Origin of the sequence: Nocardioides sp. (genome assembly GCF_041913365.1) — a bacterium.
GTDB lineage: Bacteria > Actinomycetota > Actinomycetes > Propionibacteriales > Nocardioidaceae > Nocardioides.
In genome coordinates, this window is sequence record NZ_JAYSFM010000004.1 from 180,342 (window position 1) to 202,661 (window position 22,320).

At 71.9% G+C, this 22,320-nt stretch carries 19 protein-coding genes; 13 read left to right on the plus strand and 6 right to left on the minus strand.

Going from position 1 to position 22,320, the window contains the following annotated elements; all coding sequences use genetic code 11:
• Positions 1-57 precede the first annotated feature (57 nt).
• A complete protein-coding gene (locus ACE3QY_RS11685) occupies positions 58-939 on the plus strand; it encodes a calcium-binding protein (protein WP_374456198.1) in 882 nt (293 codons plus the stop codon).
• Here ACE3QY_RS11685 and ACE3QY_RS11690 read toward each other — a convergent pair.
• The gene (locus ACE3QY_RS11690; RefSeq protein WP_374456199.1) at positions 902-2,236 is read right to left on the minus strand and encodes a hypothetical protein; all 1,335 of its coding nucleotides are present in this window, start codon (positions 2,234-2,236) and stop codon (positions 902-904) included. The genes ACE3QY_RS11685 and ACE3QY_RS11690 overlap by 38 nt on opposite strands.
• A gap of 2 nt (positions 2,237-2,238) precedes the next feature.
• Complete coding sequence (locus tag ACE3QY_RS11695; RefSeq protein ID WP_374456200.1) at positions 2,239-2,733, minus strand: hypothetical protein; 495 nt, start codon at positions 2,731-2,733, stop codon at positions 2,239-2,241.
• 33 nt (positions 2,734-2,766) lie between these two features.
• Here ACE3QY_RS11695 and ACE3QY_RS11700 point away from each other — a divergent pair, with 33 nt between their 5' ends.
• From ACE3QY_RS11700 to ACE3QY_RS11715, 4 genes are read left to right on the plus strand one after another with little or no spacing between them, the layout of a single operon-like run.
• Positions 2,767-4,218 (plus strand): wax ester/triacylglycerol synthase family O-acyltransferase, encoded by a 1,452-nt coding sequence (locus ACE3QY_RS11700; RefSeq protein ID WP_374456201.1) that lies wholly within the window; start codon positions 2,767-2,769, stop codon positions 4,216-4,218.
• Positions 4,215-4,559 carry a hypothetical protein gene (locus tag ACE3QY_RS11705; protein ID WP_374456202.1) on the plus strand — a complete coding sequence of 115 codons (345 nt, stop codon included), beginning with the start codon at positions 4,215-4,217 and terminating at the stop codon, positions 4,557-4,559. Before ACE3QY_RS11700 ends, ACE3QY_RS11705 begins: the two co-directional genes overlap by 4 nt.
• Positions 4,560-4,605: 46 nt before the next feature.
• Positions 4,606-6,234 carry an L-glutamate gamma-semialdehyde dehydrogenase gene (gene pruA, locus ACE3QY_RS11710; RefSeq protein ID WP_374456203.1) on the plus strand — a complete coding sequence of 543 codons (1,629 nt, stop codon included), beginning with the start codon at positions 4,606-4,608 and terminating at the stop codon, positions 6,232-6,234.
• Between the two features lie 11 nt (positions 6,235-6,245).
• A complete protein-coding gene (locus ACE3QY_RS11715; RefSeq protein WP_374456204.1) occupies positions 6,246-6,449 on the plus strand; it encodes a hypothetical protein in 204 nt (67 codons plus the stop codon).
• On the opposite strand, the gene ACE3QY_RS11720 is transcribed toward ACE3QY_RS11715, so the two are convergent.
• Positions 6,446-6,916: a DUF2505 domain-containing protein gene (locus ACE3QY_RS11720; protein ID WP_374456205.1), complete on the minus strand. Its 471-nt coding sequence runs from the start codon at positions 6,914-6,916 to the stop codon at positions 6,446-6,448. The genes ACE3QY_RS11715 and ACE3QY_RS11720 overlap by 4 nt on opposite strands.
• Positions 6,917-7,087: 171 nt before the next feature.
• Between ACE3QY_RS11720 and ACE3QY_RS11725 the strand changes: the two genes are divergently transcribed.
• On the plus strand, positions 7,088-11,941 hold the full coding sequence (locus ACE3QY_RS11725; RefSeq protein WP_374456206.1) for an NAD-glutamate dehydrogenase: 4,854 nt from the start codon (positions 7,088-7,090) through the stop codon (positions 11,939-11,941).
• Positions 11,942-11,951: 10 nt separating this feature from the next.
• Positions 11,952-12,824, plus strand: coding sequence for an SDR family NAD(P)-dependent oxidoreductase (locus ACE3QY_RS11730; RefSeq protein ID WP_374456207.1), 873 nt, complete (start codon positions 11,952-11,954; stop codon positions 12,822-12,824).
• Here the strand turns inward: ACE3QY_RS11730 and ACE3QY_RS11735 are convergent.
• On the minus strand, positions 12,810-13,580 hold the full coding sequence (locus ACE3QY_RS11735; protein ID WP_374456208.1) for a sulfite exporter TauE/SafE family protein: 771 nt from the start codon (positions 13,578-13,580) through the stop codon (positions 12,810-12,812). The genes ACE3QY_RS11730 and ACE3QY_RS11735 overlap by 15 nt on opposite strands.
• Positions 13,577-14,278, minus strand: a complete 702-nt coding sequence (locus tag ACE3QY_RS11740; protein ID WP_374456209.1) for a FadR/GntR family transcriptional regulator — start codon at positions 14,276-14,278, stop codon at positions 13,577-13,579. Before ACE3QY_RS11740 ends, ACE3QY_RS11735 begins: the two co-directional genes overlap by 4 nt.
• 109 nt (positions 14,279-14,387) lie before the next feature.
• Here ACE3QY_RS11740 and ACE3QY_RS11745 point away from each other — a divergent pair, with 109 nt between their 5' ends.
• The 3 genes from ACE3QY_RS11745 to ACE3QY_RS11755 are packed head-to-tail and all read left to right on the plus strand — an operon-like array spanning position 14,388 to position 18,414.
• Positions 14,388-15,773, plus strand: a complete 1,386-nt coding sequence (locus ACE3QY_RS11745; protein WP_374456210.1) for an SLC13 family permease — start codon at positions 14,388-14,390, stop codon at positions 15,771-15,773.
• A gap of 5 nt (positions 15,774-15,778) precedes the next feature.
• Positions 15,779-16,954, plus strand: coding sequence for a CaiB/BaiF CoA transferase family protein (locus ACE3QY_RS11750; RefSeq protein WP_374456211.1), 1,176 nt, complete (start codon positions 15,779-15,781; stop codon positions 16,952-16,954).
• Complete coding sequence (locus ACE3QY_RS11755) at positions 16,951-18,414, plus strand: carboxyl transferase domain-containing protein (protein WP_374456212.1); 1,464 nt, start codon at positions 16,951-16,953, stop codon at positions 18,412-18,414. The genes ACE3QY_RS11750 and ACE3QY_RS11755 overlap by 4 nt, the downstream gene beginning before the upstream one ends.
• A gap of 353 nt (positions 18,415-18,767) precedes the next feature.
• On the opposite strand, the gene ACE3QY_RS11760 is transcribed toward ACE3QY_RS11755, so the two are convergent.
• Positions 18,768-19,721, minus strand: a complete 954-nt coding sequence (locus ACE3QY_RS11760; protein ID WP_374456213.1) for a Ku protein — start codon at positions 19,719-19,721, stop codon at positions 18,768-18,770.
• 84 nt (positions 19,722-19,805) lie between these two features.
• Here ACE3QY_RS11760 and ligD (ACE3QY_RS11765) point away from each other — a divergent pair, with 84 nt between their 5' ends.
• Genes ligD (ACE3QY_RS11765) through ligD (ACE3QY_RS11775) form a run of 3 tightly spaced genes read left to right on the plus strand, consistent with a single transcriptional unit; the run spans position 19,806 to position 22,308 of the window.
• Positions 19,806-20,720, plus strand: coding sequence for a non-homologous end-joining DNA ligase (gene ligD / locus ACE3QY_RS11765; RefSeq protein ID WP_374456418.1), 915 nt, complete (start codon positions 19,806-19,808; stop codon positions 20,718-20,720).
• A complete protein-coding gene (locus ACE3QY_RS11770) occupies positions 20,717-21,406 on the plus strand; it encodes a L,D-transpeptidase family protein (protein ID WP_374456214.1) in 690 nt (229 codons plus the stop codon). The genes ligD (ACE3QY_RS11765) and ACE3QY_RS11770 overlap by 4 nt, the downstream gene beginning before the upstream one ends.
• On the plus strand, positions 21,403-22,308 hold the full coding sequence (gene ligD / locus ACE3QY_RS11775) for a non-homologous end-joining DNA ligase (RefSeq protein ID WP_374456215.1): 906 nt from the start codon (positions 21,403-21,405) through the stop codon (positions 22,306-22,308). The genes ACE3QY_RS11770 and ligD (ACE3QY_RS11775) overlap by 4 nt, the downstream gene beginning before the upstream one ends.
• Positions 22,309-22,320 lie beyond the last annotated feature (12 nt).

Genomic DNA, 22,320 nt, shown 5'->3' on the forward strand with positions numbered 1-22,320 from the left:
AATTCTGGATTCCGTCAAGATTTCGTTAACTTGGAGTCTGATTCCAAGGAGACTCCGATGGTTGACACCATGCGTACGACCGGCCTCGCGCTCGTCGCCCTGTCCCTGACCCTCACCGCGGCGCCCGCTCTCGCGAAGGCCCAGGGCACGACCGGCAACGACGTCATCAAGGGCAATGCCCGCTCCAACCACATCATGGCGCTGGGCGGCCGGGACCGCGTCACGGCCAACGGTGGCAACGACACCGTCTACGCCGGCAAGGGCAGCGACGTGGTCACCGGTGACGACGGCGACGACTGGATCACCGCCCAGCCGGGCAACGACTGGGTCGCGGGCGGCCTCGGCAACGACAAGGTCGACGGCGGCTCCGGCGACGACACCCTCTACGGCGGCGATGGCAACGACGTGCTGATGTCCAACGTCGGCAACGACGTCGTCCACGGCGAGACGGGCGACGACACCCTCGGCGGCGGTGACGGCAACGACCGGCTCGTCGGCGGGGAGGGCACCGACAAGCACATCGGCGGTCCCGGGGACGACTGGATCGACGGCGGTCCCGGTGACGACGGCGCCATCCAGGGCGGCCCCGGCAACGACGTCCTGATCGACGGCGACGGCAACGACTGGCTGGTCAAGGGTGACGAGGGCGACGACACCGTCTTCCTCGGCCCCGGCGCGGACAAGGTCTTCACCGAGCAGGGCAACGACACCATCTACGTGCTGCCCGACGGCATGGTCGACAAGATCCGCTGTGACGACGACGGCCAGGCCAACGGCGACAACGACCGCGTGATCTTCGTGGGCCGGCGCGACCCGCTCGACCAGGTCGACCCCTACGGCGGTCGCTGCGAGGTCGTCATGGTGACCCAGGAGCTGCCGGCCGGCTGGCCCTACGGCCCGGTCACGCAGCGAACAGCAGGTACAGACCTCCCGCGGTGAACCCCACCATCGCCACCAGCAGCGGCAGCTGACCGGTGAGGTGGTGCCGCGGCGGCAGCAGCTTGATCGCCCGGTCGTGCGCGGCGACGACGCCGACCACGTGCCCGAGCACGACCGCGAGCACCTTGGTCACCGCGAGGAACGTGGGGTGGAGCGAGAGCCAGTAGTTGACCTGCAGGTCCGCGGTGCCGAGGTAGTCGTCCCCGCGGGTGAACGGGTCGCTGAGCTGGATGAGCGTCTGCTGGCCGTACTCGACGAAGAAGGTCAGGTAGTGGGCCACGATGTAGCCCACGATGATCGGCACCACCGAGTGCGCGAAGAGGTCGGGCAGGGCCCGCCTCGGGGTGTCGCTGGTGACGCCCGTGGCCATCGTGGCGACGGTGAGGACCAGCGCGACGCCCCCGGAGAACGCGACCAGCGCGAGGGTGTCGGGCACGATGCGCGACATCGACATCGACTGCACGAGGCCGAGCCACTCGCTCGACTCGCGGAACGAGTCGAACGCGGTGCTGCCGAAGAGCACCCCGACGACGCCGACCAGGCCGGGCCGCGCGGCGATGGTGTCGAGGTTGGCCAGCGGGCTGCGCACGACGAGCGCGCCGTCGCGACGCCCCCAGACCGACAGCTTGGCGACCAGCGACGAGTAGACCTCGAAGGGATCGGCGCGGGCCAGGAAGGTCGTGCCCCACACGGCCGACCCGATGAGCATGATGCCGAGGTAGGCGGCGCACCACAGGCGTACCGGACCGAGGTCGGTGGAGTGCGGGTAGACCAGCTCGAGCCAGACGAAGGAGAACAGGCCGAGTGCGGCCGGCCAGTAGCCCAGGCGCGCGGGGTAGGCGTACAGCCCCTGGCCCTCGGGCACGCCGGAGACCTTGGCGAAGAGCATGCTGATGGTGCGGGCCGGGCTGACGGCCTTGAAGAAGGGGCCGAAGAGCAGCGACGCCGGCACCAGGCCGACCCAGAGGATGACGTAGAAGGTCCCGAGGAACGGGTTGATCAGGGTGTCCTTGCCGAGCACCGCGGCGGCGGCGACGTAGAGGAAGAACGCCATGCCGAGCACCCGCAGCGCGACCGCGAGGCCGCGCGAGGAGGCGAGGCGGTCCAGCCACGCAGGCGCTGGCCGGCCGCTCGTCGCGGCGTCGTAGCGGGGCTCGCGCCACGCCACCGCCAGCACGGTGAAGGAGACGACCAGTGCCGCCACGGCGCCGGCGATCGCCAGCTCCGAGGGGATCGGCAGGTCCTTGGCGCCGCCGAGCCCGTGGGCGGAGATCCTGCCCACGTCGACCTGGCCCACGCTCAGCGGACTTCGAGCTGGAGGACGATCGAGTCGGGCTCGTGGCTCTCCACCTCGACCACGCCGGGTCGGTCGATGGTGATCTGGTGCTCGCTGGTGCCCTCGTCGTACTCGATCTCCTGCTCCGGCGTGCTGTGCACGTGGAGCTCGCCGGCGGCGTCGGCGGTGATGGTGAGGTCGAGGGTCTGGCCGACCTCCATCTCGACCCGCTCGCCGTTGGGCGTGAACGTGTCGCCCTCCCGCGTCACGGTGACTGCGACGGAGTCGCCGTCCTCGGCGGCCGGGCTGCTGGAGGAGTCGCTGGGGGAGCCGCTCGGCGTGGTCGCCTGCTCGTCGTCACCTCCGTCGCCGCACGCGGTGAGCGCGAGGGCCAGCACGAGGGTGAGGGGGGCGAGGCGCGACAGCACGCGACGGGACACGACTTCTCCTTCAGGACCGAACAGCACGGCGACGGTGGCCACGCACGCGGCGGGCCACCGGCTCTGCCAGAATCCCATGCGGGACAAGCGTCACCGACGAGAGGGCACCAGATGAGCGAGCGGCTACGGCCGCGGGACCTGGCCATCCTGGCCGCCGAGTCCCCCACGACGCCCATGCACAACGCCACGGTCGAGGTGTTCGAGCCGGGCGACTCCGGATTCGACCACGACCGGCTGGTCGAGCTGATCGCCGACCGCATCGCGTTCGTCCCGCGCTACCGCCAGCGCCTGCAGCTGGTGCCCGGCCGGCTGGCCAACCCCGCCTGGGTCGACGACGAGAACTTCGACCTCGGCTTCCACGTACGCCGCTCGGCGCTGCCGCGGCCCGGCAACATGGACCAGCTGCGCGAGCTGGTCGCCCGCATCGCCTCCCGGCCGCTGGACCGCAGCCGCCCGCTGTGGGAGTGCTACTTCGTGGAGGGTCTCGAGGGCGGCCGGGTCGCGCTGCTGACCAAGAGCCACCAGATCCTCGTCGACGGCCGCGAGACCGTCGACATCGGCCAGGTGCTCCTCGACACCTCCCCGGACCGCTCGACGCTGGGGCACGACGACGACTGGCGCCCGCGCCGCACGGCCGGCCCGGTCGCGGCCGCGCTCAACGCGGTGACCGACAGCCTGGAGAACCCGCGCACGCTCTGGTCGACGACACGGGCCAACGCCGAGTCGCTGGGCCGCCAGGCGTCGGCGACGGGTGCCCGGTTCGCCGAGGTCGCCAACGCGCTCGCCGGACGCGGGCCGGTCCACTCCACGCCGGTGCACCGCCGGCTCTCCCAGCAGCGCCGCTTCCTCGCGCTACGCACCTCGCTCTCCGACTACCGCGCGATCCGCGAGGTCCACGGCGGCACGGTCAACGACGTCGTCCTCGCCACCCTCGCCGGCGGCCTGCGCGGCTGGCTGATGACCCGCGCGGAGTCGATGGGCGGGCTCAAGACGGTCAAGGCGATCGTGCCGATGTCGGTCATCGACGACGAGCTCGAGGCGACCTCGCTCGGCAGCCAGGTCAAGGGCCACCTGGTGCACCTGCCGATCGGCGAGCCCAGCCCGGTGGTCCGGCTGCACCAGGTGAGCTACGACCTCAAGGCCCACCGCGACGCCGGCAAGGCGGTCTCCGCGCGCCGCCTGTCGGGCATCTCCGGCTTCGCGCCGACGACGTTCCACGCGCTGGGCTCCCGCGTCGCCGCGGCCGAGCTGCGGCACGGCTTCCACGTCTCCATCACCAACGTGCCCGGACCGCAGTTCCCGCTGTACGCCGACGGCGCCCGGATGCTGGAGTCCTACCCGGTCCACCCGCTGCTGCCCGATCACCCGCTGGCGATCGGCGTGACGTCCTACGACGGCGGCGTGTTCTACGGCATCACGGCCGACCGCGACGCCGTACCCGACGCGGACACGCTCGGGCAGTGCATCCTCGAGGCGCTCGAGGAGCTCAAGGACTCCGCCAGCGACACCCGGCCGCGCGCGCCGCGTGGGCGGTCGCGGTCGGGCAAGAAGGCCCGCACGTGACCCGCCGCTACCTGCCGACCACGCTGCCGCGCCTCGCCGCCTCTCGGGACGCCGATGGTCCCGAGGTCCTCGACTCCGTGGTCGCCGAGGACGACGCCGAGGAGAGCGAGTACGCCGCACTGATGACCGCGGCCGACGCCTCGGCCGAGCTCCTGGGCGGGCTGCCCGACGGCCAGCGCCGCCGGGTGGTGGTGGTCGCCGAGACCGCCGCCGAGGGTGCGCCCGTGACGTGGCGTGACGTCGTCGCGGTGCACGCCGACGACCGCGACGACGCCGACCCCGACGACGACCTGGCGTGGTGGGCCACGCAGGAGATCGACGACCTGCTGGCCGGGTCCTGACGCAGCCCTTTTGAGGCGCGCGTCCGCGTCTGACACGATCAGCCGCATGGACGCGATCACCTTTCCTCCGGCTCCCACCAACGAGCCGAACCTGACGTATGCGCCCGGCAGCCCGGAGCGGGAGACCCTCGTCACCGAGCTGGCCCGGCTGGAGAAGAAGCAGCACTCCCTGCGCGCCGTGATCGGCGGCAAGCGCCGCAACGGCGGCGGCGCGGAGATGAAGGTGGTCCAGCCGCACGACCACGCCCACGTGCTCGGCACGTTCAAGAACTCCACGACCAAGGACGCCGAGGCCGCGATCAAGGCCGCCGGCGACGCGGCGCCGGGCTGGGCCGCGATGCCGTTCGACGAGCGGTGCGCGATCATCCTCAAGGCCGCCGACCTGCTGGCCGGTCCGTGGCGCCAGACGCTGAACGCCGCGACCATGCTGGGCCAGTCGAAGACGGCGTTCCAGGCCGAGATCGACGCGGCGTGCGAGCTGATCGACTTCTGGCGGTTCAACGTCCACTACGCCAAGCAGATCCTCACCGACCAGCCGATCGCCAACAGCCCCGGCATCTGGAACCGCACCGACCACCGCCCGCTCGAGGGCTTCGTCTACGCGATCACGCCGTTCAACTTCACCGCGATCGCCGGCAACCTGCCGACCGCCCCGGCGCTGATGGGCAACACGGTCATCTGGAAGCCCTCGCCCACCCAGCAGCTCGCCGCGTCGCTGACGATGGAGCTGCTGGAGGAGGCCGGCATGCCGCCGGGCGTCATCAACATGCTGCCCGGTGACGGCCTCGACGTGTCGAAGGTGGCGCTGGCACACCGCGACCTGGCCGGCATCCACTTCACCGGCTCCACCCCGACCTTCCAGCACCTGTGGCGCACGGTGGGCGAGAACATCTCCGGCTATCGCTCCTACCCCCGCATCGTGGGCGAGACCGGCGGCAAGGACTTCATCGTCGCCCACCCGTCCGCCGACCCCGACGTGCTGCGCGTCGCGATGATCCGCGGTGCCTTCGAGTTCCAGGGCCAGAAGTGCTCGGCCGCCTCGCGCGCCTACGTGCCGCGGTCGGTGTGGAACAAGATCAAGGACCAGCTCGTCGCCGACACCGAGGCGCTCACGATGGGCGACGTCACCGACCTCACCAACTTCATGGGCGCGGTGATCGACGACCGGGCGTTCGCCAAGCACAAGGCCGCGATCGCCCGGGCCAAGCGGCAGAAGCACCTCACGGTGCTCGCCGGCGGCCAGGCGGACGACTCCGTCGGCTACTTCGTGCGCCCGACGATCATCGAGTCGACCGACCCCACGGACCAGATGTTCTCCGACGAGTACTTCGGCCCCATCCTCGCCGTCCACGTCTACGACGACGACCGGTTCGAGAAGGTCGTGGCCCAGATGGAGTCCTTCGCACCGTACGCCCTGACCGGCGCGATCATCGCCCAGGACCGTGCGGCCATCGCGTGGGCCCGCAAGGCGCTGCGGTTCGCGGCCGGCAACTTCTACATCAACGACAAGCCCACCGGTGCGGTCGTCGGCCAGCAGCCGTTCGGCGGCGCCCGCGCCTCGGGCACCAACGACAAGGCCGGCGCGGCGGTGAACCTGCTGCGCTGGACCTCGCCGCGCTCCATCAAGGAGAACTTCGTTCCCCCGAAGGAGCACCTCTACCCCCACCAGGGCTGACGTACGCCGCCATGACCACGCTCCCGTTCCCGACCCCGGTCCCGATGCACATGGGTGCCCTGCACCCGGTCGAGCAGTGGCTCACGCTCCTGCTCGCCTTCGGTCCCTTCGTCGTGCTCGGGGTCGTGGTCTGGCTGCGCACCCGCGAGCACGCGGTGGCCGAGGAGGATTCCGCGTCCCGGGAATCCCCCTCGAGCACCGCTCGGGACGCCTAACGGCTGAGCCACTCCACGCCGACGCGGTGCTCGATGTCGAGCGCCTCCTTGAACAGCCCGGAGATCAGGCCCTCGATCTTGCCGCCGACGAGCGGGATCCGGACGGTGAGCACGAGGTCGACCTGCTCGGTGGTGGTGCCGCCGGACTCGACGAGCTGCATCGTGCCGACCGCTTCGCCGGGCTTGCCCGGGATGGACAGGTGCACGTCGCACCCCGTCGGGGACGTCCAGGTCTCCTCCTGGACGATGACGATCTCGTCGCCGACCAGCTTGGCGGCGAAGGACGGCAGGTCCTTGGCGGAGCGGACCTGCTCGATCCGCACGTGGTCGCCGTCGACCTTCGCCGACCCGCGCACGACCTTCTGCCGACGCAGCACCTCCTCGCGGAACGCCTGGTCGTCGAGCATCGCGGCCACCGCCTCCGCCGGGGCGTCGTAGGTGAACTGCTTGGCGAGCCTGGTGCTCATCGAACCACCTGCATCCTGTGTCGTCGTCGTGTCGTCGTCGTGTCGTCGTCGTGCCGTCGTCGTGCCGTCGTGAGGGTCGGACTGCCCGCCCATCATGGCCGAGACGGGGACGTGACGCGCGGGTAGGACCCTGTGTTGTGAGGGTCACACGACGGGTTCTAGGGTCGGAGCGTGGCGACGCCGGAGGAGATCAAGGACCAGCAGCTCGACGCAGCGACGCAGGGGCGCCCGGAGTGGGCGGAGCTGCTCCGTGCCTACTACCGGCACGTGGCTCCCGAGGAGGTCGCGGAGCGCTCGCCGGAGGACCTGTTCGGTGCCCTCGCCTCGCACCGCGAGCTCGCCTCGTCGCGCCCGCAGGGCACCGCCGCCGTCCGCGTCGTGACGCCCACGATGGCCGATGCCGGCTGGTCGGCGTCCGGCCGCTCGGTGGTCGAGGTCGTCACCGACGACATGCCCTTCCTCGTCGACTCGGTGGGCATGGAGCTCAACCGCCTCGGCCACAACGTGCACTCGGTGATCCACCCGCAGTTCAACGTCGAGCGCGACATCACCGGCGAGCTCCAGCACGTCCACGCCCACGAGCCGCAGGCCGACGACCAGGCCGGCAGCGAGTCGTGGATGCACGTCGAGATCGACCGCACCGACGAGCAGGAGGCGGCGGAGATCACCGCCGGGCTCCAGCGGGTGCTGCGCGACGTACGCGAGTCCGTCGAGGACTGGGACAAGATGCACGCCCAGGCGCTGGCCGTCGTCGCCGAGCTCGACCAGGACCCGCCGCCGCTGCCCGCCGACGAGGTCCGTCAGGGCCGCGACTTCCTGCGCTGGCTCGCCGACGACCACTTCACCTTCCTGGGCTACCGCGAGTACCACCTCGAGTCCGAGGAGGGGCACCCCGACGAGTGCGGGCTGCGGGCGGTGCCCGCCTCCGGGCTCGGCATCCTCCGCCACGACCAGGACCTGTCCAGCGCGTTCGCCAAGCTGCCCCCGGTGGCCAAGGCGAAGGCGCGCGAGAAGACGCTGCTCGTGCTCGCGAAGGCCAACTCGCGCGCCACCGTCCACCGCCCGGCGTACCTCGACTACGTCGGCGTGAAGACGTTCGGGCCCGACGGCGAGGTCGTCGGCGAGCGCCGCTTCCTCGGGCTCTTCTCCAGCGCGGCCTACACCGAGTCGGTCACCCGGATCCCGGTGCTGCGCGAGAAGGTGGCCGAGGTGATGCGCCGCGCCGAGTTCGACCCGCGCAGCCACGCCGGCAAGGCGCTCATGGACACGCTGGAGAACTACCCGCGCGACGAGCTGTTCCACACCTCGCCGGCCGACCTGGCGCCGGTCGTGCAGGACGTGATGTTCGCCCGCGAGCGCCGCCAGCTGCGCGCGTTCGTGCGCCGCGACACCTACGGCCGCTACGTCTCGGTCCTCGTCTACCTCCCGCGCGACCGCTACAGCACCGCGGTCCGCGAGCGGTTCTCCGAGATCCTGCGCGACGACCTCAACGGGGAGCACGTCGAGTTCACCGCGCGGGTCAACGAGTCGACGACCGCGCGCGTGCACTTCGTGGTCCACCCGCCCAAGGGCGGCCAGATCCCCGAGGTCGACGTCGCCGAGCTCGAGCGCCGCCTCACCGAAGCGTCCCGGTCGTGGCGCGACGACTTCATGGCGGCCGTGGTCAGCGAGCACGGCGAGGACCGCGGCTCGCGGCTCGCCCGGGCCTGGGCCGACGCGTTCCCCGAGGCCTACAAGGAGGACTACGGACCGCAGCGCGGCTCCGCCGACCTCGGCCGGATCGAGGCGATCGAGGGCGACGACGGCATCGACCTCGCGCTCTTCGACCAGGACGAGAAGGCCGGCACCTACCGTCGCGGCGAGTCACGGCTCAAGGTGTTCCGCGTCGGCGAGCCGCTGTCGCTGAGCCGCATGCTGCCGATGCTCACCTCGATGGGCGTCGAGGTCGTCGACGAGCGCCCCTACGAGCTCAGCGGCCTGGCGCGGCCGTCGTACATCTACGAGTTCGGCCTGCGCCACGGCCGGGTGCTGCCGCCCCACGAGCGCACCCTGTTCGCCCAGGCGCTGCGCGCGGTGTGGGACGGCTTCAACGAGATCGACGGCTTCAACCAGCTGGTGCTGGCGGCCGGGCTGACGTGGCGACAGGCCACGGTGCTGCGGGCGTACGCCAAGTACCTCAAGCAGGGCAACTCGCCCTTCGCCCTCGACTACATCGAGGAGGCGCTGCGCAGCAACGTCGACATCACCCGCCTGCTGGTCGAGCTGTTCGAGTCGCGCTTCGACCCGGGTCGAGGCGACCGCGCGCTCGAGGCCGACGCCGAGGCGCGCGTCGCGAAGGTCGAGGCGATCGAGGAGCGGCTGGCCAAGGCGCTGGACGACGTGGTCAGCCTCGACCACGACCGCATCCTGCGCTCCTACCGCACGCTGATCCGGGCGACCCTGCGCACCAACTTCTTCCAGCGCACCGCCGAGGGGGAAATGCACCCCTACATCTCCTTCAAGCTCGAGCCGTCGGCGATCCCCGACCTGCCCGAGCCGCGGCCGCGCTACGAGATCTTCGTCTACAGCCCGCGCGTGGAGGGCTCCCACCTGCGCTTCGGCGCGGTCGCCCGTGGCGGCCTGCGCTGGTCGGACCGACGCGACGACTTCCGCACCGAGGTGCTCGGCCTGGTCAAGGCGCAGATGGTCAAGAACACCGTCATCGTCCCGGTCGGCGCGAAGGGCGCCTTCTTCTGCAAGCAGCTGCCCGACCCGTCCGATCGCGACGCGTGGCTGGCCGAGGGCGTGGCCTGCTACAAGACGTTCATCTCCGGCCTGCTCGACATCACCGACAACCTGGTCGACGGCGACAACGTGCCGCCGCGCGACGTGGTCCGCCACGACGGCGACGACTCCTACCTCGTGGTGGCGGCCGACAAGGGCACGGCGACCTTCTCCGACATCGCCAACGGGGTGGCCAAGGACTACGGCTTCTGGCTCGGCGACGCCTTCGCCTCCGGTGGCTCGGTGGGCTACGACCACAAGGCGATGGGCATCACCGCCAAGGGCGCGTGGGTCTCGGTGCAGCGCCACTTCCGCGAGATGGGCGTGGACTGCCAGGCCGAGGACTTCACCGCCGTCGGCATCGGCGACATGTCCGGCGACGTGTTCGGCAACGGCCTGCTGTGCTCCGAGCACACCCGCCTGGTGGCCGCGTTCGACCACCGCGACATCTTCCTCGACCCCGACCCGGATGCGGCGTCGTCGTACGCCGAGCGGCGCCGGCTGTTCGACCTGCCGCGCTCGAGCTGGAAGGACTACGACTCCTCGCTGATCTCCGAGGGCGGCGGCGTCTGGCCGCGCTCGGCCAAGTCGATCCCGGTCTCGGCGCAGGTCCGCACCGCGCTGGGCCTGGGGGCCGACGTCACCGCGATGACGCCTGCCGAGCTGATGAAGGCGATCCTGCTCGCGCCCGTCGACCTGCTCTGGAACGGCGGCATCGGCACCTACGTGAAGTCCTCGGAGGAGACCAACGCCGACGCCGGCGACAAGGCCAACGACGCGATCCGGGTCAACGGCGAGGACCTCCGCGCCAAGTGCATCGGCGAGGGCGGCAACCTCGGCTTCACCCAGCTCGGCCGCGTGGAGTACGCCAGGTTCGGCGTGGGCGGCGAGGGCGGCCGGATGAACACCGACTTCATCGACAACTCCGCCGGTGTGGACACCTCCGACCACGAGGTGAACATCAAGATCCTGCTCGACAAGGTCGTCCGCTCGGGCGCGATGGACGAGCCGGCCCGCAACGAGCTGCTCGCCGAGATGACCGACGAGGTCGGCGCGCTCGTGCTGCGCGACAACTACGAGCAGAACCTCGCGCTGGCCAATGCCGAGGCGCACGCCCCCTCGCTGCTGCACGTGCACGAGGACTGGATGCGCGCGCTCGAGCGGCGGGGTGTCCTCAACCGCGACCTCGAGGGCCTGCCCTCCACGCGGCAGGTACGCCGTCGGCTCGACCGCAAGCAGGCGCTGTCGGCGCCCGAGCTGTCGGTCCTGCTGGCGTGGACCAAGATCGTGCTCGCCGACGAGCTGATCGAGTCCGACCTGCCCGACGACCCCTACCTGCGCGAGGACCTGCTGGCCTACTTCCCGAGCCGGATGAAGCCCGAGCTCGAGGCGGCCATGGAGGAGCACCCGCTGCGCCGGGAGATCATCGTGACCCAGGTCGTCAACGACCTGGTCAACGGCGCCGGCATGACCTTCTGGCCGCGGCTGGCGGGGGAGACCGGGGCGAGCCCGGCCGACCTGACCCGCGCCAACTTCGTGGCCCGCGAGATCTTCGGGTCGCTGCAGCTGCGCCAGGAGATCGCCGCGCTCGACAACCAGGTGCCCGCCGAGCGCCAGACCCGGATGCGGATCGAGATGCGCACCCTGGTCGAGCGCGCCTCCCGCTGGCTGGTCACCAACCGGCGCCCCCCGCTCGACTCGAGCGCGACGGTCGAGTTCTTCCGCGAGCGGGTGCAGGCCGTGATGGCCGAGCTGCCGAGCATCATGAGCGGCCACGAGCTCGACGACTACGTCGCCCGCGCGAAGCGGCTCACCCACCAGGGCGTCTCCGACGACCTCGCCTCCCGCGTCGCGGTGCTGGCCCCGGCCTACGCGCTGCTCGGCATCGTCGAGACCGCCGACCGGCTCGGCCTCGACCCGGTCGAGGTCGCCCGCGTCCACTTCGCGCTGGGGGAGCGACTCGGGCTGCCCGCCCTGGTCGAGCGGATCTTCGCCCTGCCGCGCGACGACCGCTGGCAGACGATGGCCCGCGCCGCCGTGCGCGACGACCTCTACGGCGTGCACCAGCAGCTCACCGCGCAGGTCCTGGAAAGCACCAGCGCCGACGACCCGGCCCCGGCTCGCGTCGCCGCGTGGGAGGACTCCGACGAGGAGCTGATCGGCCGCTCGGCCGCCACTCTCGAGGAGATCTGCCGCGAGGAGACCGCCGAGCTGGCCCGCCTGTCGGTCGGCCTGCGCGTGGTCCGCGGCCTGCTGTCCTGATGGGGTCCTGATGGGGCTGCTGTGGGTCACGCCCCGGGCCCGGCTGCGCAGGCTGGCCGGGCGGGGCGGGCTCAGCCCGCTGGCCGGGCGGACGGTGCTGGTCACCGGCGCCAGCTCCGGCATCGGCGAGGCCACCGCGCTCGGCGCGGCCGCGCGCGGCGCCCACGTCGTGCTGGTGGCCCGGCGGGTCGACGAGCTCGAGCGGGTCCGCGCCTCGATCGAGGCCGCCGGCGGACGCGCGTCGACGTACGTCGCGGACCTGACCGACCTCGACGCGATCGACGCGCTGGTGGCGCGGGTGCTCGCCGAGGTCGGGACCGTCGACTACCTCGTCAACAACGCCGGCCGCTCGATCCGCCGCTCGCTCGACCTGTCCCACGACCGGTTCCACGACTTCGAGCGCACGATGGCGATCAACTACTTCGCTCCGGTGCGGCTGACGATGGGGCTGCTGCCGGCGATGCGCGCGCAGGGGTTCGGCCACGTCGTCAACATCGTCACGTGGGGGGTGCAGATGAAGGCGCCGAAGTTCGCCGCCTACATCGCCTCCAAGACCGCGCTCGACACCTGGTCGCGCATCGCCGGGCGCGAGACGTACGCCGACGGGGTGACGTTCAGCAACATGAGGTTCTCCCTGGTCGCCACCGCGATGGTCGTGCCGACCGACGCCTACGACAACCGGGCGAGCATGAGCGCCGAGCAGGCCGCCGCGAAGGTGGTGCGGGCGCTGGAGGACCGGCCGGTCACGTGGGACACGGTGCCCGGCCGCGTCGGCGCGGTCGTCAACGTCGTCGCGCCGCGGCTGAGCGACGCCCTGATGTCGCGCTTCCACCGGTCCGTGCCGGACTCGGCGGTCGCGCGCGGCGTGTCAGAACAGCAGTAGCGCCGCCACGACACCGGCCGCGACCACGGCCCAGCGGAAGGCGGCGTCGGGGAGCTTGCGGCCGACGCGGGCGCCGACGTAGCCACCGATGAGGGAGCCGGCCGCCAGCAGCACCACCACGTCCCAGCGCGGGTCGGCCACGAAGACGAAGATCAGCCCCGCGACGACGTTGCTGACCATCAGCGAGAGCGTCTTGAGGCCGTTGACGACCCGCAGCTCCAGGTCGGTGCCGATGCCGAGGACGGCGACCATCATCACGCCGGCACCCGCGCCGAAGTAGCCGCCGTAGACACCGGTGATCGTCGCGAAGACCGTGGTGGCGGGGGACATGTGCCGCCGCTCGGCGAGCTGCTCGCCGTGCAGCTGCTCGTGGCGCGTGCGCAGCCACCGCGCGATGCGCGGCTGGATCCCGACGAGCAGGCAGGTGAACAGGATGAGGAACGGGACGATGGCCTCGAAGACGCCCGGCGGCAGGCCCAGCAGGAGCGCGGCGCCGATCACGGCGCCGAGGGCGCACACGATGACGATGGCCTTCGCGATCGGGCCCGCCTCGCGCACCTCGGCGCGGTAGCCGAGGACACCGCCGAGCCCGCCGGGGATCAGCCCGAGGGTGTTGGACACGTTGGCCACCACGGGCGGCAGGCCGAGACCGACCAGGATGGGGAAGCTCAGCAGCGAGGCGACGCCGACGGTCGAGGAGAGCACGCCCGCGCCCAGCCCGGCCGCCAGGACCAGGAGCACCTCAGCAGCGGTCACGGCTGCTCGCGGAGGAGGGCGACGTCGCTGACCATCGCGACGTGGGCGTGCATGGCCTCGGAGGCGGCCTCGGGGTCACCGGCGCGGATCGCCTCGGCGATGGCGCGGTGGCCGGCAAGTGAGTCCTGGGGACGTCCGGGCTGGCCGAGCGACTCGATGCGCGTCTCCTTGATGAGGTCGCCGATCTCGTCCATCAGGCGGGCGAGCAGCAGGGAGTGAGCGGCCGCGGTGACGGCACCGTGGAAGCGCTCGTCGCCCTCGACGCCGCGCCCGCCGGCCTCGATGTCGGCCTCCATCGCGGCCAGCGCGTCGTCGATGCGGGCCAGGTCGTCGTCGGTGCGGCGGCTCGCCGCGAGCGCCGCGATCTTCGTCTCCAGCGCGTCGCGGGTCTCGATGACCTCCGGCAGCCGGTCGGCGTGGCTGCGGATCGCCTCGACGATGCGGGTCGCCTGCTGCTGGCGCGCGGTGACGACGGTGCCGTCCCCGTGGCGTACCTCCACGACCCCGACCACCTCGAGCGCGACGAGCGCCTGGCTGAGCGTGGCGCGGCTGACCCCGAGCCGCTGCGCGAGCTCGCGCTCGGGCGGCAGCTTGTCGCCCGCGGCGAGGCCGTTGTCGGCAATCCACGACGAGATCTGGCCGGCCACCTGCTCGTAGAGCCGGGTCCGCATCAGTCGCGGGGGGAAGGAGTCGGACATGGGGACAGCCTATTGACTGGTGGCTCATTGTGCTATTGGCTAGGCCACTGAGCCAGATACGTGATGGGCGTCACCCCCGCCGTCCGCCGTGCTGGCCCCGACTCTGGACATGACTCGGAGGTGGACCATGGGTCCGGAATGGATTGCGATCCTCGCGCTGGTCGCCCTGTTCGTGGTGGGCACGGTGCTGCCCATCAACATGGGTGCGCTGGCCTACGTCGCAGCATGGCTGGTGGGCATGTACTCACTGGGGCTGGACGAGAAGGAGATCCTCGCCGGCATCAGCGCCGACCTGGTCCTCACCCTGATCGGCGTCACCTACCTGTTCGCCATCGCGCGGCAGAACGGGACGGTCGACCTCATCGTGCGCACCGCCGTGGCCTCGGTCGGCGGGCGCGTCGCACTGATCCCGTGGGTGATGTTCGCCGTCACCGCGGTGATCACCGCGATCGGAGCGGCCAGCCCGGCCGCCTGCGCGATCATCGGCCCCATCGCGCTGGGCTTCGCCGGCCGCTACGGCATCAGCCCGCTGATGATGGGCATGTTCGTCGTGCACGGCGCCCAGGCCGGCGGCTTCTCGCCGATCTCGATCTACGGCACGATCACCAACTCGGTGATGGAGGACGCCGGGCTCGGCGCCTCGCACCTCACCATCTTCTTCTCCAGCCTCGCGGTGAACACCGTGATGGCCGCGATCCTCTTCGTCGTGCTCGGCGGCCGCAAACTGATGAGGCTGCGCATGGACGCGGACGGCGAGCTCGTCGAGGCCGGCGCCGCGACCGGGTCCGCGACCGCTGCAGGCGGGAGCGAGACCCGGGTGCACCCGGACCGCTCGGACGCCCGCTCCGCCACCGGCGCCACCCCCACCACCGGCACCCCGAACCCCGGCGACGCCGGCACGCGCCTCGAGCACACGTTGACGCTGCTCGCCTTCCTCGCCGTCGCCGTCGTCGCGCTGGTCTTCGAGAAGAACATCGGCTTCGCCGCGATCACGGCAGCCGTCGTGCTCTCGATCCTCACGCCGAAGGCGTACAAGGACACCGTCAAGCAGATCGCCTGGCCGACCGTGCTCCTCGTCGCCGGCGTCAGCACGTACGCCACGATCCTCACGACCGCGGGCTCCCCGGAGTTCGTCGGCAACTGGGCCGCCGGGCTCGGTGCGGCCGCCATCGGCGCGCTGATCCTCTGCTACGTCGGCGGCGTCGTCTCGGCGTTCGCGTCCTCGACCGCGCTGCTGCCGGTGATCATCCCGATCGCGATCCCGCTCGTCGCCGAGGGCGGCCTCTCGGCCGGCTTCTTCGTCGCTGCGCTCGCGGTCAGCTCGACCATCGTCGACGTCAGCCCGTTCTCCACCAACGGTGCCCTGATGCTGGCCAACAAGCCGGACACGATCGACGAGAACACCTACTACAAGCAGATCCTGGGCTACGCCACGATCGTCACCCTCGTCGGCCCGCTCCTCGTGTGGGTCGCCCTCGTCCTCCCTGGATGGTGAACCTCATGACCGGACCTCTCTCCGACCTCCTCGTCGTCGACCTCACCCGCGCCCTCGCCGGGCCGCACGCGACCCAGATGCTGGGCGACCTCGGCGCCCGCGTGATCAAGGTGGAGGCGCCCGGCAGCGGTGACGACACCCGCGGTTGGGGGCCGCCGTTCGTCGGGGAGCCCGACGCCCGCCAGTCGACGTACTTCCTGTGCACCAACCGCAACAAGGAGTCGATCGCGCTCGACCTCAAGGACGCGACCGACAAGGACGTCCTGCTCGGCCTCGTCGACCGCGCCGACGTGCTGGTCGAGAACTTCCGCACCGGCGTCCTCGAGCGGCTCGGCCTCGGCATCGAGGAGCTGATGCGCCGCAACCCGCGGCTCGTGGTCCTCTCGATCACCGGCTTCGGCCACGACGGGCCCGAGGGCGGGCGCGCGGGCTACGACCAGATCGCCCAGGGCGAGGCCGGCCTGATGTCGCTGACCGGCTCGGGGCCCGACGACCCGCAGCGCGTCGGCGTGCCGATCGCCGACCTGCTGTCGGGGATGTACGGCGCCCACGGCATCCTCGCCGCGCTCCACGAGCGCTCCGCGACGGGCCGCGGCCAGGTCGTGCGCACCTCGCTGCTCGCGTCCGTGGTGGGTGTGCACGCCTTCCAGGGCACGCGTTGGACGGTGGCCGGCGAGGTCGGCCGGGCGCAGGGCAACCACCACCCCTCGATCGCGCCCTACGGGCTGTTCCACTGCCGCGACGGTGCCGTGCAGATCGCCCTCGGGAGCGAGGGACTGTGGAAGAAGTTCTGCGCGGGATTCGGGCTCGACCCGGACGCCGAGGGGCTGGCCACCAACGGTGAGCGGGTCGCCGCGCGCGACCGCGTGATCGCGGTGGTGGAGGAGGTCTTCGCCGACTGGGACGCCGAGCCGCTGCTCGCCCGGCTCGCCGAGGTCGGCGTGCCCGCGGGCAAGGTGCGCACCCTCGACGAGGTCTACGAGTGGGACCAGGTCGCCAGCCAGGGACTGCTCCTCGACGTCGCGCACCCCACGCTGGGCGACATCACGCTCCCGGGCCCGCCGCTGCGCTTCTTCGACGCCGCCGGCGAGGAGGTCACCCGACGCGACCACGTCGCGCCACCGCTGCTCGACCAGCACGCCGACGAGATCCGCTCCTGGGTCCGCGGGGGTGGCGCATGAGGACACCCCACGCGACGAGGCGCTGGACCGCGCACGAGCTGCTCGACCTGGTGCTCGACGAGGGCACCTTCACCTCGTGGGACGAGCCCGTCGACACCTCGTACGCCGACCCCGACTACCGCGCCGCGCTGGAGGCCGCGGCCGCGAAGGCGGGCACCGACGAGTCGGTCCTGACCGGTCGCGGTGAGGTCCGCGGCCGCCCGGTGGCCGTCGTGGTCAACGAGTTCCGCTTCCTCGCCGGCTCCATCGGCCGGGTCGCGGCCGACCGGATCACCGCCGCCGTGCGCCGCGCGACCGCCGAGGGGCTGCCGCTGCTCGCCAGCACCGCGTCGGGCGGCACCCGGATGCAGGAGGGCACGCCCGCCTTCGTCCGGATGGCCGAGATCTCCCGCGCGCTGATGGACCACCGGGCCGCCGGCCTGCCCTACCTCGTCCACCTGCGCCACCCGACCACCGGCGGCGTCTACGCCTCCTGGGGATCGCTGGGCCACGTGACCGTCGCCGAGCCCGGTGCGCTGGTCGGCTTCCTCGGGCCGAAGGTCTACGAGGGGCTCAACGGCCGGCCGTTCCGCCCGGGAGTCCAGGTCGCGGAGAACCTCGCCGCCGCGGGGGTCATCGACGGCGTTGTCGCCGCGGAGCACCTGCCGGAGATGGTCGACCAGGCGCTCGCCGTCCTCGTCGACGCGCCCGGCCCGGGCCGGCTGCCCGTCCGGGCGACGCGCCCGATCGGCGACGGGTCGGCGTGGGCCAGCATCGAACGCACCCGGCGTACGGACCGGGTGGGCGTGCGCGACCTGCTCGCGCACGGCGCCACCGGCACCCTCCAGCTGCGCGGCACCGACGAGGGCGAGCGCGACTCCAGCGTCCTGGTCGCGCTCACCCGCCTCGACGACCAGCCGTGCGTGGTGATCGGGCAGGATCGCTCGCGCCAGGTGCCCGGCCACGCGATGGGTCCCGGCGCGCTGCGGGAGGCCCGTCGCGGGATGCGGTTGGCCGAGGAGCTCGGGCTGCCGCTGGTGAGCATCATCGACACCCCCGGCGCCGAGCTCTCGCCCGAGGCCGAGGAGCGTGCCATCGCCGGCGAGATCGCCCGGTGCATCGCCACCCTGACCACGATGACGGTGCCCACGGTCTCGGTGATCCTCGGCCAGGGTTGCGGGGGAGGGGCGCTCGCGTTCCTGCCCGCCCGGACCGTCGTCGCGACCGAGCACGCATGGCTCTCGCCCCTGCCACCCGAGGGCGCCAGCCTGATCGTGCACGGAGACGTCGACCACGCCGCCGAGATGGCCACCCGCCAGCGGGTCCGGGCCGCCGACCTGCTCGCCGACGGCGTGGTCCAGCACGTGGTGCCGGAGGTCGAGGGGGAGTCGCCCCGCGACCTCGCCGTCGCGGTTGCCGCCGAGGTCGGCACCCGGCTGCGCGAGCTCGCTGGGCGCGCACCGGTGGCCCACGCCTCGTAGGCGGGTGCGCGTTCGCCGACTCCCTTGCGCGCCTGGCGCACGCCGACGCGTCTCCGGGCGGTGATGGAGGGGGATTCTGGGACCGTCGAATCCTCCTCGGCCACCGCTCGCCCGCGTGTCGTACGCCGGCGCGTCGCCGGGCGGTGATGGAGGGGGGTTCTGCGGCTCGGAAATCCCCCTCGGCCACCGCTGACCGCTCCAGCGGTGGCCCACCTACATTTCGCGCGCCGGGAATGTAGGTGGACCACCGCCGGCCGGCGTGTCGGCGCGAGTCCGTGAGTGAGCGGTGACCCACCTACATTTCGTACGCCGGAAATGTGGGTGGACCACCGCCCGAGGAGCGCGACCGACGGTCAGCTGGCCTTCTTGGCCGCGGTCTTCTTCGCGGCGGCCTTCTTGGCGGCCGACTTCTTGGCCGCCGTCTTCTTCGTGGCGGCCTTCTTGGCAGGGGTCTTCTTCGCCGCGGACTTCTTGGCGGCCGTCTTCCTCGCGGGCTTCTCGTCGTCCTCGTCGACCTCCTCGCCGCGGGCGGTCTTGGCCGCGGCCACGGACTTCTGGAGGGCGGCGAGCAGGTCGACGACCTCGCCGGAGGTCTTGGTCGAGGTCTCGGTGCGCTTGATCTCGCCGCCCTCGATCTTGGACTTCACCAGCGCCTCGACGGCGCCGGCGTAATCGTCCTCGAACTCGGTGGCGTCGAAGTCGCCGGCCAGCGTCTCGACGAGCATGTGGGCCATCTTCACCTCGGCGGGCTTGGCGTCGTCGACCTCGACCTTGAAGTCGGGGACGCGCACCTCGTCGGGCCACATCATCGTCTGGAGGACGATGACCTCGCCGGCCTCGGTCTCGCGGACGCGCAGCACGGCGATGGTGGTGCGCTGGCGCAGCGCGACCGTCACGACCGCCATCCGGTCGGCGTCCTTGAGGGCCTGGCGCAGCAGGGCGTAGGGCTTGGCGCCGGCGCCCTCGGGCTCGAGGTAGTAGGACTTCTCGAAGAGCAGCGGGTCGATCTGCTCGCGGGGCACGAACTTCTCGACGGCGATCTCGCGCGACGACGTCGACGGCAGCTCGGCCATGTCGTCGTCGGTGAGGATGACCATCTCGCCGTCCTCGGTCTCGTAGCCCTTGGCGATGTCGGCGTAGGCCACCTCCTCGCCGTCGAGCGAGCAGACGCGCTGGTACTTGATGCGGCCGCCGTCCTTGGCGTGCACCTGCCGGAAGGAGATGTCGTGGCTCTCGGTCGCGGCATAGAGCTTGACGGGGACGCTGACCAGGCCGAAGGAGACGGCACCCTTCCAGATCGCTCGCATGCGACGACGATAGCCGTCACATCAGACACACGTCTCCCTCCAGATGGGGGACCCGGGGATGCCAGACTGGCCCGCGTGCGCCCCATGCTCGCCAGCAAGACCGACCGCGTGCCCACCGGTGCGCAGTGGCTGCACGAGGTGAAGTGGGACGGCGTGCGGGTGCTGGTCGACGTGCGCGACGGCGTCGTGCGGATGACCAGCCGCAACGACAACAACGTCACCGCCGCCTGGCCCGACCTGAGCGACCCGCCCCTCGGCGAGCGCGACCTGATGGTCGACGGCGAGGTCATCGCGCTCAACGAGCGCGGCGTGCCGGACTTCCGCGTCCTGCAGCACCGCATGCACCTGCGCAACGCCAAGGAGGTCGCGCGGCTGGTCAAGACCGTGCCGGCGACGCTCATGGTCTTCGACCTGCTCCGGCTCGACGGGGAGGACCTCACCGGCCGTCCGCTGGAGGAGCGGCGCGCGCTGCTCGAGGGCCTGCCGCTCGCCGAGTCGCGCTGGCAGGTCCCGGCGGCGTACGACGACGGCGACATGCTCTTCGACGCCACCCTCCAGCAGGGTCTGGAGGGCGTGGTCAGCAAGCGGCGCACGTCCCGCTACCGCTTCGACCAGCGCAGCGAGGACTGGCGCAAGCTCGCGCACCGGCACCGCGGGTCGTTCGTCGTCGGCGGCTGGCGCCCCCAGGTGGGTACGACGAACCGGCTGGCCGCGCTGCTCGTCGGCGAGCAGACCCCCGACGGGCTGCTCTACCGCGGCCGGGTCGGCAGCGGCATCGCCGGCGCCGCCAGCACCCGTCTGGCCGGCCTCCTCGCGCCGCTGACGAGCGACACCAACCCCTTCGTCGACGAGGTGCCGCGCGTGGACGCCGAGGGCACGTTCTGGGTCGAGCCGCGGGTGGTCGTCGACATCGACACGCACGGTCTGGGGTACGAGCGGCTCCGCCAGCCGTCCTTCCAGGGCGTGCGCACCGACCTGACCCCTGAGGACCTGGCATGAGGACGCTCCTCGCCACACTGGCAGCCGCGCTGGTGGTGGTCGTCGCCCCGGCGACGGCGCACGCCGAGCGTGTCGAGCTCGGCGGCGTGCGCGTGGACCTGCGGCCCGGGACGTCCCAGGTCGTGACCGTCGACCACACCCGCGGTGTACGCGCCACGGTGTCGCTGTGGCGGCTGACCACCTCCGGCTGGAAGCGCCAGCTCACCACCCGCGACGGCCGCACCGGCTACGGCGGGCTGGTGCGCGGTGACCGGCGCGTGCAGGGCACGGGCACGACGCCGCTGGGCACCTACGGCCTCACCTCGACCTTCGGCACGCACGGCACCGACCCGGGCGCGGCGCTGCCGCACCACCGCATCCGCCGCGGCGACTTCTGGGTGCAGGACAACCGGTCGGACTTCTACAACCGGCTGCGCAACCAGCGCGACGGCGGCTTCCGCTGGTGGCTGCCGTCGTCGCACCCCGACTCCTCGGAGCGGCTGACCGACTACCCGCGCCAGTACGAGTGGTCGATCGTCACCGACTTCAACGTCGAGCAGGTACGCCACCGCGGCTCGGGCATCTTCCTCCACGTCAACGGCCGCGGGGCGACCGCCGGCTGCGTGAGCGCACCCCGGCGCACCATCCGCGCGCTGGTGCGGCTGCTCGACCCCGCGCGCGTCCCGGTGATCGGCATCGGCCGATGAGCCCGGCCACGCAGGAGGTGCAGGTCGACGTCGAGGGCCGGACGCTGACGATCAGCAACCTCGGCAAGGTGCTCTACCCGCGCACCGGCACGACCAAGGGCGAGGTGCTCAACTACTACGCGCAGGTCTCGCCGGTGCTGCTGCCGCACCTGAAGGACCGGGCGGTGACGCGGATCCGGTGGCCGCACGGCGTGGAGAAGGCGAGCTTCTTCGAGAAGAACGCACCGGCCGGCACGCCGTCGTGGGTGCGTACGGCCGAGGTGCCCACCACGGGCTCCCGGTCGGGCAAGGGCGACGGCACCATCCGCTTCCCGATCTGCGACGACCTGGCCACCCTGACCTGGCTGGCCAACCTCGCGGCCCTCGAGCTGCACGTCCACCAGTGGACCGTCGAGGCGGACGGCACGCCCCGCAACCCCGACCGCCTGGTGATCGACCTCGACCCCGGCGAGCCGGCCGGGCTCCACGAGTGCGCCCAAGTGGCGCTGATGGTGCGCGACGCGCTGGCCGAGCGCGACCTCACCTGCACGCCGGTCACGAGCGGCAGCAAGGGCCTCCACCTCTACGCCCCGATGGACGGCACGCTCGACAGCGACGGCACCACCGCGCTGGCCAAGGAGGTGGCCGAGGCCCTCCAGCAGGAGCACCCGGCGCTGGTGACCAGCGTGATGACCAAGGCCAAGCGGCCGGGCAAGGTGTTCCTCGACTGGTCGCAGAACTCCGGCTCCAAGACCACGGTGTCGCCGTACTCGCTGCGCGGTAGGGAGCGACCAACCGCCGCCACTCCGCTCACGTGGGACGAGGTCGAGGAGGGCGCCGAGGACGAGCTCGCGCTGGACCAGTTCTCGATGGATCAGGTGCTCGAGCGGGTGACCGAGCTGGGTGACGTCTTCGAGGCCTGAGGCCCGAAACTG